The sequence below is a fragment of the Massilibacterium senegalense genome, from assembly GCF_001375675.1.
Lineage (GTDB): Bacteria > Bacillota > Bacilli > Bacillales > Massilibacteriaceae > Massilibacterium > Massilibacterium senegalense.
In genome coordinates this window covers 824,509-836,248 of sequence record NZ_LN831786.1, presented here as the reverse complement: position 1 = coordinate 836,248, position 11,740 = coordinate 824,509, and the positions used below count along the sequence as shown (strand labels likewise).

General features: G+C 36.8%; 9 protein-coding genes. 4 read left to right on the top strand and 5 right to left on the bottom strand.

The features are described from left to right. Positions 1 to 64 precede the first annotated feature (64 nt). From BN1372_RS07520 to BN1372_RS07510, 3 genes are read left to right on the top strand one after another with little or no spacing between them, the layout of a single operon-like run. Positions 65 to 763 carry a DnaD domain-containing protein gene (locus tag BN1372_RS07520; RefSeq protein WP_062198214.1) on the top strand — a complete coding sequence of 233 codons (699 nt, stop codon included), beginning with the start codon at positions 65 to 67 and terminating at the stop codon, positions 761 to 763. Positions 764 to 773: 10 nt separating this feature from the next. Further along, on the top strand, positions 774 to 1,430 hold the full coding sequence (nth, locus tag BN1372_RS07515; RefSeq protein ID WP_062198213.1) for an endonuclease III: 657 nt from the start codon (positions 774 to 776) through the stop codon (positions 1,428 to 1,430). 1 nt (position 1,431) lies between these two features. After that, a complete protein-coding gene (locus BN1372_RS07510) occupies positions 1,432 to 1,932 on the top strand; it encodes a YpoC family protein (RefSeq protein WP_062198212.1) in 501 nt (166 codons plus the stop codon). Between the two features lie 32 nt (positions 1,933 to 1,964). Here BN1372_RS07510 and BN1372_RS07505 read toward each other — a convergent pair whose 3' ends face one another. Both BN1372_RS07505 and recU read right to left on the bottom strand, forming a co-directional pair. After that, the gene (locus BN1372_RS07505; RefSeq protein ID WP_062198211.1) at positions 1,965 to 4,520 is read right to left on the bottom strand and encodes a penicillin-binding protein 1A; all 2,556 of its coding nucleotides are present in this window, start codon (positions 4,518 to 4,520) and stop codon (positions 1,965 to 1,967) included. 14 nt (positions 4,521 to 4,534) lie between these two features. Then, positions 4,535 to 5,122, bottom strand: coding sequence for a Holliday junction resolvase RecU (recU, locus tag BN1372_RS07500; RefSeq protein ID WP_062198210.1), 588 nt, complete (start codon positions 5,120 to 5,122; stop codon positions 4,535 to 4,537). A 322-nt stretch (positions 5,123 to 5,444) separates the two neighbouring features. Between recU and BN1372_RS07495 the strand changes: the two genes are divergently transcribed. Beyond that, the gene (locus tag BN1372_RS07495; RefSeq protein WP_062198209.1) at positions 5,445 to 5,930 is read left to right on the top strand and encodes a MerR family transcriptional regulator; all 486 of its coding nucleotides are present in this window, start codon (positions 5,445 to 5,447) and stop codon (positions 5,928 to 5,930) included. 120 nt (positions 5,931 to 6,050) lie between these two features. On the opposite strand, the gene meaB is transcribed toward BN1372_RS07495, so the two are convergent. From meaB to BN1372_RS07480, 3 genes are read right to left on the bottom strand one after another with little or no spacing between them, the layout of a single operon-like run. Continuing rightward, positions 6,051 to 7,178: a methylmalonyl Co-A mutase-associated GTPase MeaB gene (meaB, locus tag BN1372_RS07490; RefSeq protein ID WP_407656453.1), complete on the bottom strand. Its 1,128-nt coding sequence runs from the start codon at positions 7,176 to 7,178 to the stop codon at positions 6,051 to 6,053. A 1-nt stretch (position 7,179) separates the two neighbouring features. After that, complete coding sequence (gene scpA, locus BN1372_RS07485) at positions 7,180 to 9,363, bottom strand: methylmalonyl-CoA mutase (RefSeq protein WP_062198207.1); 2,184 nt, start codon at positions 9,361 to 9,363, stop codon at positions 7,180 to 7,182. Further along, entirely contained in the window at positions 9,360 to 11,429 is a 2,070-nt protein-coding gene (locus BN1372_RS07480) for a methylmalonyl-CoA mutase family protein (RefSeq protein WP_074018218.1), read from the bottom strand. The genes scpA and BN1372_RS07480 overlap by 4 nt, the downstream gene beginning before the upstream one ends. Positions 11,430 to 11,740 lie beyond the last annotated feature (311 nt).

Here is an 11,740-nt window from a genome sequence, read left to right as displayed (position 1 = left end):
AAAGCAATCTGGTTCGCAGGTTGCTTTCTTCTTTTCATGGTATAATACGATTGAGGTGGCAAACATGAATGAACAAGATTACGCATTAAAATGGATAGAAAGTGGATATACTTCCATTCCTAACTTATTTTTAAAACATTATAAAGATTTAGGAATCAATGAAACAGAAGCTTTTTTTCTGTTGCATGTACATGCCTTTCTTTCTAGTGGAAAGAAATTTCCTACGCCAGACGATTTTGCTTCGGTCATGACATTATCTAGTGCGGAAAGTATGGAAATGATGCAACGTTTAATACAAAAAGGGTTTCTGAATATTGAAGAAAAAATTGAAGATGATTTTCGTCAAGAATATTATACGTTAGTTCCATTATGGAAAAAGTTACTGTTAGTGACAGAACGGGAAGAAGAAATGGAAAGTATGATAAAAGAAGACGATGTGAACGTATTTCTTACATTTGAAAAAGAGTTTGCTCGTCCGCTTACTCCGATGGAATGTGAAATGATTGGAAAATGGTTAGATGAAGATTTATATCCTGAACGAATTATTTTAGAAGCATTAAAAGAAGCGGTTTTTTCGAATAAATTAAACCTCCGTTATATTGATCGGATTTTATTTGAATGGGGGAAAAACGGTATTCGAACAGTGGAACAAGTAAAAGAGCATACGAAACAGTTTCGCAAAAAACAATTAGTTCAGAAACAACAAGTAAATGCTTCGAAAAAAACAAATATTCCTACTATTGCCAACTGGCTTGATTTATAAGGGGGATTTTATGTTAACAAAAGCGCAAATTCGTACCGTATTAGATACAATAGGAGAAATGTTTCCGGATGCTCATTGCGAATTACACCATCAAAATCCTTTTGAACTTTTAATTGCTGTCATATTATCTGCTCAATGTACGGACGCGTTAGTCAATAAAGTAACAAAGGACTTATTTCAAAAATATAAAACACCAGAAGATTTTTTAGGAGTACCATTAGAAGAGGTAGAACAAGATATTCGCTCTATTGGATTATATCGAAACAAGGCAAAACACATTCGAAATTGCTGTCAAACGTTGTTAGAAGACTATAATGGGGTAGTGCCACAAACAAAAGAAGAATTAATGAAACTTGCTGGTGTTGGTAGAAAAACAGCTAATGTTGTGTCTTCAGTGGCATTTGATGTACCCGCTATTGCAGTAGATACTCATGTAGAACGGGTTTCGAAGCGATTAGGGATTTGTCGTTACAAAGATACCGTATTAGAAGTGGAAAAAACATTAATGAGAAAAATCCCAAAAGAGGAATGGTCAATCACGCATCATCGTTTCATTTTTTTTGGAAGATATCATTGTAAATCCCAATCTCCGAAATGCGATAGTTGTCCATTATTAGAGCTTTGTCGTGAAGGAAAAAAACGAATGAAAAAAGAAAAGAGAGGATAGCATGAAAGAAATGCACAGCTTAGCTTCTCTTCGTAACAGTCCATTTGATCAATGGGGGACGAAAATAAAGATGGACGATACTGCACAGTGGGATACGATCTTATTACTTGCTCCTTTTATGCTTGATCAGCTTGACGGAATCGCTCCCTGGGAAAACCCAAATGCTTATCTTCCAACTGTCTTTTTATCAGCGCAACAAAAACTACAGCAGGCCAAAGAATGTTTTCAACAAAGAAAAAAAACAGAAGCAAGTAAACCACTTCTATTTTCATTGGCTTTATTTTTAGATGCTTTATTTTGGATGAATCATCGCCGATTTGTTTCTCTTGACGACTTATCCGTGATTATTTCATCTTTCCAATGGAAACCGATTAATGTGGTGGAAAGAGTAAACTTTATCTTACAAAAACCAACCTTATTTCATTCTAGCATTCAATTAGAACAATTACTTGATGAATTAATAAAAGTAAATGTTAAGAGAAAAATAAAAGCGGGGGAATAGCCGAATGGCATTCCCTCGCTTTTATAACGTACTTAATTCGTAGAAGGTTGTGGAACAGGTTGCTTATTTGTAGATGGGGTAGGAGCCTGTGGAGTCGGAGCTGGAGTTGGAGTTGTTGGTGCAGGTTGTTCTTGCTGATTTTGTTCTTCTTCTAGTTTTTTCTGCTCTTCTTCCAATCGTTTCTGTTCCTCTTTCAACTTCTCTTCCTCTAGCCGCTTCTGTTCCTCTTCTAATTTTTTTTGTTCTTCTTTTTCTTTCTCTTCATTTGGTATTTTGATGGAAGCTGTTCCAGGCGGACTATCTTTTTCTGTTTCTTTATCAATAGCAATGACTGTAAATGTATACGTTGCATCTGGAATAGCATTTGGAATTGTGAAAGAAACATCTGTTGTGACGGTTTCTGTTTCTTGTCCATTTACCGATTGTTTTACTTTAAAGCCTTTTATTTCTCCTTTATACGCCCATGAAACGTTGACTTGTTTTGTAGTAGCGTCGTATTCTGCTTTAACTGCCGGTGCTGTTAATTCTTTATTTGGTGCAGGGGTAATTTCTTTAGGAACTGTTCCACGAATAAATAATTCGCTCGTTACTAAGTCTTCCGGTGTTCCTTCGCCTGCTTTTAAACCTGTTGTTTTATTAACTTTTACACGAACAACCGATTTGGGTTGAGTGAAATCTGTTGTTTTTTCCCCTTTGGATATTTCGGTCATTAATGACTTAAAGATTTGTTGAGAAATTCTAGAACCAGTTTTATCGGTTAAATATTTCGTTTTTGTTGCTTTATCATAGCCTGTCCAAACTGCAACCGTATAATTGGTCGTATAGCCAGCAAACCATGCATCGCGAACCGCATCTTTTGGAAATCCAAATTTGTCCTCAAAATTGGTTGTACCAGTTTTTCCAGCCATCGGTAAACCAGAAATGCTTGCTCTCGTTCCAGTTCCTGAACGAACGACATCTTTTAACATATCGGTAATCATATACGCAGTGTAATCATGCATCGCTTGTTCTGATTCTGGCGTTAAATCTAATTCTTGTCCATCAGGGTAGACAATTTTTTCTACAGTATGTGGTTTATTGTATACGCCATTATTTCCAAACGCCGCATAGGCTCCTGCTAAATGAATAGGGGCAATACCATTATCAAATCCACCAATGGCATATCTTTCGCTTAATCCATCATCTAAGGGAACACCTAATCCTTCCGCAAAAGTTCGAACGTTTGACACTCCAACTTTTTCAAATGTTTTGACTGCTGGAATATTTAATGATTTTCGTAGTGATTCCCGAATGGTAATGTTACCCGCATAGCTATTGTTCCAGTTATTAAGTTTTTTTCCTGAGGAGTATTGATACGGCTCATCTTTTACTATTTTTGCTGTAGGCCATTTTAAATACTCAATAGCTGGTCCATAAGCTAAAACTGGTTTTGCAGTAGAACCTGGTTGACGTTTAATTTGTGTTGCATGATTTAATCCTCGAGAAATTTTTTCTTGATGACGTCCACCACCTAATGCTAAGACAGCACCTGTTTTTGTATCTAATAGTGTGACACCAGCTTGTAATTGTTCATCTGGATAGCTGACATACTCTTCGGTATTTAAGATTTGATCTAATGTATCTTGTGCTTTTGTATTTAACGTCGTATAAATTTTTAATCCGCCATTATAAATATCGTTTTTATCAATTTCTTTCGTTTCCTCGAGCTCCTGAATAACTTGACTAATAAATGCATCGTATTTTAATACTTGTTCTTTCGGTCGTTCGACTTGGATTGGTTTTGCTGTCGCTTCGCGAGCTTCGTCACTAGTAATAAAACCGTATTTTTCCATTTGGCTAATAACGATATCCCGACGTTCTTTTGCTGCTTCCGGGTTTTGAACAGGATCGTAATAACTAGGTCGCTGTGGAATACCAGCTAATAGGGCTGCTTCATCAATGGTCAGTTCTTTTGCACTTTTATTAAAGTACGTTTTCGCAGCTGTTTCCACACCATATGCGCCTTGTGAAAAATAGATTTTATTCATGTACATTTCTAAAATTTGATCTTTTGAATAATTTTGTTCTAGTTTAACTGCTAAATATTGCTCTTGTACTTTCCGTTTAATCGTTTTTTCTGGCGTTAAAAATGATAACTTAATAACTTGTTGTGTAATCGTACTTGCACCTTCAGAGCCATATCCTTCTTTTATATTAGCAATAACAGCACCAAAAATCCGTTTCGGGTCAACTCCGTGATGTTCTCGAAAACGAACATCTTCAATTGCAATAAAAGCATGTTCAACGTGTTCCGGTACTTCTTGAATATCTACTGCTGTTCTTCGTTCTGCTCCTTGTAATGTAATCTCTTCATTATCACTCGTAATAATAGTAGAAGAGAGTGGATCTTTTAACATTTTGTCATCTAGTTCAGGAGCATCCTTTATCATGACAAAAAAGGTAACAATTCCAGCAACCATCATCACGACACCTACTAATAAAATAGACATCATGATTTTTTTCCATACATTGCGTTTCGGTTTACCTTTTTTATTTGCTTTTTTTTGTTGTGCTCGTCGTGCAGAGCGAGATTTAGTATTGTCTGTCATAAGAATCCTACCTTTCAATCGAAATAATGTCGATCGATAATTGATAAATAATCAATCCTTGGTTGATAGCTAAAAGGGATGAGATGTGCCATTTCTTCAATCCATTTTTTTGGCATTGATTTTCGTTCTTTGTTATCCCAAAAACTAATCAAATGTTTAGCGTCTAATAAATATACTTCATCTGTATGGGTGAAGCGAAGGATAACAAAACAGATTCCTTCTTGTTGCATAATTAAACGCATATGGTCAATTTGATGCTCCTGGAAGTTTGCAAGGGGGAAAGACTGCTTTTGTTTCGTTTCTTTCGCTTCAAAATCAATATATTTCCCTTTATAAATTCCGTTGTAGTCCGTTGTAGACGCTTGGCGGAAGTAGGCTTCACGAATAACAGCCGCACTTCGCTTCGGATAATCTACTTTTACAATTTGAATAGGCGTTGGCTTTTTATGAATAACGGCTCGTCCAATTTGTAAATAATAGTTGTTCGTTGCATTTAAATCATCTTCTAATGACATCCCTCGATTAGCATAGTTCACTTCTTGTTTCGGTAGCGTCCCGGAAAAAGAACGATTTTTTTTCCCATTTGGATAATGAAATTTCATTGAAATCTCTTCCTCTTATTCATTCGTTTAAACTTAAATTTTTATTATCATAACATATGCTTTCTTTAATTGCTATGATGCAAGGGGACACCTTTATTCTACACCTTTTACTGTTTTGTTGAAACATACATATAGAAAAAGGTATGGCGATAATAAATTATCTCATATCTTTCTTTGTCTTTCAAGAATAGTAGAATTCGTCGAAATAGAAAGGGAAATAGCACTAACTTTAGCGAGAAGACACTAGTTTTGTCATTCATGAAGGAGATGCTTTCTTTAGCTGGAAAGATTCAACGTAAGAAGGAATAAAGGAGGGACAAAGATGGAATGGAAGACGAAAGAAGTGGCAGAAAAATTAGGGATTAATCCAAGAACGATGTTGTCCTGGATAAAATATTTTAACATCCGAATTTCTAAAAATGATGTTGGTCATTATGTGTATGGGGAAGAAGATATTGCAGTATTATCAGAAATAAAAAAACAAGTTGATAACGGAACGACATTATCAGAAGTATCTTGTGCGAAATGGGGAGAGTCTCCTAAAGAGACAACGGTGTCTGCTTCTTTTGATGAGTTGATGCATCGGATGAATCATTTAGAACGAATGGTGCAACAAAAAGCAGACGAAGTAGTAACTGTACAGTTGTTAAATCATCGGAAAGAATTGGAGTTAATAACGGAGCGATTACAAAAAATGGAGGAGATTATCGAATCGCTAAAAAATAAAAACGTAGTAGAAGCAAAAATTGTGAAACCGACGAAAAAAACTTGGTTTCGTTTTCACCGCTTAAAAGAAAGTCATCAATAGTGCTAAGGAGTACGAATTAGATGTAGGGAAAGTATGCAAAGGAATCAGAATGAAGTGGATGAAAAGGGGAAAGGGAAATGGTAGGGCATATAAAAAAAGCTACGGATTTTTCCGTAGCTTTTATTTATGTTCACGATCAAAAAGTTGTAATAAATCTTTTGCTGCTTTTGTTGGTGATAATCGACCAGCTAAAACATCTTGTTCAATAAAAGGTTTTTGCTCTTTGATGACTGGATGTTGTTTGAAACGGAATAGTAATTGTTCTTCTACCATTTCATTAATCCAATCTAATGTTTGGGACTCGCGTCGCTTATGCAATACGCCACTTTTCACCATTTTTTCTTGGAATGTTTCCACAACATTCCATATATCAGAAATTCCTTCTCCTGTATAGCTAGAAGCAACATGAGCTTGCGTCATCCAACCTTCTGTTGCTGGTTGTAAGTAGTGAAGTACTTGGTTGTAATCCGCTCGAGCAACTTTGGCTTTTCGTAAATTATCGCCATCCGCTTTGTGAACTAAAATAGCATCTGCTAACTCCATGATTCCTTTTTTGATTCCTTGTAATTCATCTCCTGCACCAGTAATTGCAAGTAATAAAAAGAAATCTACCATATTCCGAACAGATACTTCGTTTTGTCCTACGCCAACAGTTTCCACTAAAATGACATCAAAACCAGCCGCTTCACAAACAAGCATTGTTTCCCGACTTTTTCTTGTTACCCCACCTAATGTTCCACCGGATGGAGAGGGACGAATAAAGGCATTTTTTTCCCGACTAAGTTGTTCCATTCTTGTTTTGTCCCCAAGGATACTTCCACGCGTAACCGTGCTACTTGGATCGACTGCCAATACGGCAACTTTATGTCCTTTTTTACATAAATATTGCCCAAGAGCTTCGATAAATGTACTTTTGCCTGCACCAGGAACTCCAGTAATTCCGACACGGATAGATTTTCCGGTATGAGGTAATAGTTGTTGTAATACTTGTTGTGCCATATCCATATGCTTTGGAGCATTACTTTCAATTAAAGTAATGGTTTGTGCAAGAACACTTCTATCGTTGTTTAAAACACCTTTTACATAATCCTCAATACTTAGTTTTTTTCGTTTTACGGATTTTTTTTGCGAAGTAGGGGAGGGAGATGAGTCGTTAAACCCATCATGCCCATGCTTCACACCTTCTGCAACACGACTTGTGTCGTGCGCTTCGTTTTGTGCCCACTCCGGCTTTTTAAAATTCGTCATCTTATTCCTCATCCTCTAAGCGACGTTTAATTTCCTCAAGAACTTTTTGTGCAGCAATTGGGATAACGGTACCTGGGCCGAAAATAAGTGATGCTCCTTTTTCATATAAGAATTCATAATCTTGTGCAGGAATTACGCCACCGATAATGACAATAATATCTTCACGACCTAATTTTTTAAGTTCTTCCACTAGTTGTGGTAATAATGTTTTATGACCAGCAGCAAGAGAACTAAATCCAACAACATGTACGTCGTTTTCTACTGCTTGAAGAGCTGTTTCTTCCGGTGTTTGGAATAAAGGACCGATATCAACGTCAAAACCTAAGTCAGCAAATGCTGTTGCGATAACTTTTGCACCGCGGTCATGTCCGTCTTGCCCCATTTTTGCTACCATAATACGTGGACGGCGACCTTCTTCTTCTTCGAATTTGTCACACATCTCACGAACAACTGCTACTTCTTCTTCTTCACCATATTCTTGGCTGTATACTCCAGAAATCGATCTAATCACCGCCTTATGTCGACCGACTACTTTTTCATAAGCGTCGGAAATTTCGCCGAGACTTGCGCGTGCACGGGCTGCATCAACAGCAAGAGCGAGTAAGTTACCTTCTCCTGTTTTTGCTGCTTTTGTAATAGCATTAAGTGCTTCTTGTACACGAGTTTCATCGCGGTTTGCGCGTAATTCGTTTAAACGTGCGATTTGTGCTTCACGAACTGCAGTATTGTCAATTTCTAAAATATCGATCGGGTCTTCTTTTTCAAGACGATATTTATTCACACCAATAATCGTTTCTTTTCCTGAATCGATATGCGCTTGACGACGAGCCGCAGCTTCTTCGATACGCATTTTTGGAAGACCAGTTTCAATCGCTTTTGCCATACCACCGAGTTCTTCGATTTCTTGGATGTGAGCCCATGCTTTTTTCACAAGTTCTGCCGTTAATGATTCTACATAGTATGAACCACCCCATGGATCTAGAACACGAGTAATACCAGTTTCATCTTGTAAATAAAGTTGTGTATTACGTGCAATTCGAGCAGAGAAGTCTGTCGGTAATGCGATTGCTTCATCAAGAGAGTTTGTATGAAGCGATTGAGTATGACCAAGGGAAGAAGCAAGTGCTTCAATACATGTACGAGCAACGTTATTAAACGGATCTTGCTCTGTTAATGACCATCCAGATGTTTGAGAGTGTGTCCGCAATGCTAATGTTTTTGGATTTTTTGGGTTAAATTGTTTCATTAACTTTGCCCAAATTAATCGACCTGCACGCATTTTCGCTACTTCCATGAAATAGTTCATTCCAATTCCCCAGAAGAAACTTAGACGTGGTGCAAAAGAGTCAATATCAATCCCTGCTGCAAGACCTGTACGAGCATATTCCAAACCGTCAGCAAGCGTGTATCCTAGTTCAATATCAGCTGTTGCACCAGCTTCTTGCATATGGTAGCCAGAGATACTAATACTATTGAATTTTGGCATATATTTCGATGTATATTCAAAAATATCCGCTATAGCTTTCATAGATGGTTCTGGCGGATAAATATATGTGTTACGCACCATATATTCTTTTAAAATATCATTTTGAATTGTTCCAGATAATTGTTCTGGTTTAACGCCTTGTTCTTCTGCTGCTACAATATAAAAAGCAAGGACTGGAAGAACAGCGCCATTCATTGTCATAGAAACAGACATTTTATCTAACGGAATGCCATCAAATAAAATCTTCATGTCCATAATGGAGTCAATCGCAACACCAGCTTTACCAACGTCTCCAACAACACGAGGATGATCAGAGTCATATCCACGGTGTGTAGCAAGGTCAAATGCAACGGATAATCCCTTTTGTCCAGCAGCTAAGTTTCGTCGGTAAAAAGCGTTACTTTCTTCCGCAGTCGAGAACCCTGCATATTGACGAATTGTCCATGGACGTTGCACGTACATAGTTGGGTATGGCCCACGAAGGTAAGGTGCAATACCTGCAACATAATCTAGATGCTTCATACCATCAATATCATCTTTTGTATAGATAGGTTTTACATCAATTTGTTCCAATGTTTTAAACAATAACTGATCCATCGATGTACCTAGCGTAGCTTCTGCTTTTTGCTTCCACGCTTCATAGGAGTCGTTTCCGTGGTCCATCGTTAATGAGATTTTGGAGAAATCCGGGTTTTTCATGCTAAGACTCCTTTCTCTTTTTGAAGTAATGCTAATAAATCATATGTGTTACAGCCAGCATAAATCATATGTTCTACACCAGCATTTTTTAATGATTGTTGTAATTCTTCAGTTGGTTTACCTGCTAATACGATTGTTACGTCTATAGCTTGTTCTTTGATTAAACGAGCAGTATCAGCTGCTAATTTTTCGTAGTATTCATCTGTAGAGGAAATAACAACAATTTTCGCTTTTGAATCAACCGCTTTTTTCGCTGCTTCTTCTGCTGTTTCTGAACCTTGTCCATAATCGATAGCAAAACCACCAGTTTCAAAAAATGCTTTTGCAAAATCAGCACGAGGTTTATGCATTTTTAATGCACCAAGTGTTGCTAAGTAGACAACAGGTCGGCTACCGTTTTTCTCCATAAATTGGTCAGCGTTGCGACGTAATTCCTCAAATAACTCAGCACCGCGGAATTCCTCAATAGGAGTAACTGTTCGTTGTTCTGGAGTAAATGTATCAATGATAGAAGAAACAGATACACCATCTTTTAACGCAGCTTCTAATGATGCAACAGAAGAAATTGCTGTAGAACAAGCTTTTACTTCTTTTCCTGCCCAATATGCATCGCGTACTTTTTGATGTTCCTCATAATTAGAAGAAATGGATTCTTCATGTAAGTTAGGGTACATATTAGTACCAACAAAAATATCTTTTCGCTTTTTAATATTGGCAATTTGTTTTTCTTTCGTTTTATTAAGTTTTGCTTGTATTACATTTGATTCAAGTGCATCTATGATAGTCCCGTTTTTCTCAATATCTTGGAACGCATTCCATACATTTTCAGCAAATGCGAATGTTAAGGATTCAATGAACCAAGAACCACCTGCTGGGTCTGCAACTTTAGATAAATGAGATTCTTCATTTAAAATAAGTTGTGTATTACGAGCAATTCGTTCTGAAAATTCATCATATTCTCTAATTTCTTCATCAAATGGGCTTACGTGTAAGCTTTCCACGCCACCGATAATAGCGCTAAATGCTTCTACTGTTCCGCGAAGCATATTTACATACGGATCATAAACTGTTTTTGTAAAACGAGCGGTACGTGCGTGAATATGAATTTTTTGAGATGTTTCATTTCCGCCAAATGCGCTAATGATGTTTGCCCAAATAGCACGAGCAGCACGTAATTTTGAAATTTCGATAAATACTTTCGAACCGATTGAAAATTCAAAACGAATGCGTGGTGCAATATCATCAATTGATAACCCGCGACTTTGAAGTTCACGAATGTAATAAACAGCAGTCGCAAAAGTATAAGTTAATTCATCAATAGCATTTCCGCCACCGTTTTTATAATGATGGCCGCTAACAAGAATAGTTTGAACATTTGGTGTATGTTCGATTGCCCATTTTGTTTGTTCTGCCATCCAATCGAGAGTTTCTTTTACGTTTACTTTTAAAGAACCATTTGTCGCTAGTGTAGCGATAGGATCATATGCGATGGATCCAGATAATTTAGCTGGATCTTGTCCTTTTTCTTTCATCACATCAACAATCGTTATATGATATGCCATTGGGAAGAATGGGGCGTTTACATATAAAGGAACATTTTCTAAATCAATGCCATCAAATGCGATTTTGACATCTTCATAGTCAAGCATATTTGTCCCTGTAAAAATTTCTTCGTTCCCAGTGTTTTTCTTTTGTTGATTCTCAATGCGAACATTTAAAGCAGTTTGTCCAACCGTTAATTGTTTTTTGCTCACTTCATTGAACGACTTTGGATCAAATAATTGAATTTCTTGCGCTACATCCCATGGTTTTTGGACGTAATCTAATACAGTTGTACTTCTAAGATAAGGGTATTCTCCAGGAAAAGAAGCGGTATATAAATTTTCAATATCTTTTCTTTGGTACATAGGTTGTAATGTAATACCTTCGTAAGTCTCCGTTAGTAATCGCTTATTAAAATCAGCGCCTTTTAAAGATTTGATTGCCGCTTCTTTCCATTCTTCGTAAGTAGGTACTGGAAATTCATTAAATTCATTTAATTCTTCAATTAAAGTTTTCTTTTCCATAGTACATGCAAGCTCTATCACAAGAGGATAGATAGTTGCTTCTTCACTCCTTTCACCTATTTGAAAATCCATTGCAGTTATGTATCAATGTATAGTCGCACGGTTTGTTATAGTACAAAACCAATATAAAGACAAAGCAATGGTCTATCTATATTTATTATAGACAACAAAAATCTATTTATCTAGTATTTTTGTAGAATATTCAGTAAATGGTGATAGAAAAAGACGACTAGTGCCGTCTTTTTCATTCCTCCTATTCATCGTTCGCCAAAGGTCTTTTTGCATCATATAATAACTCTGTAATATCTAAA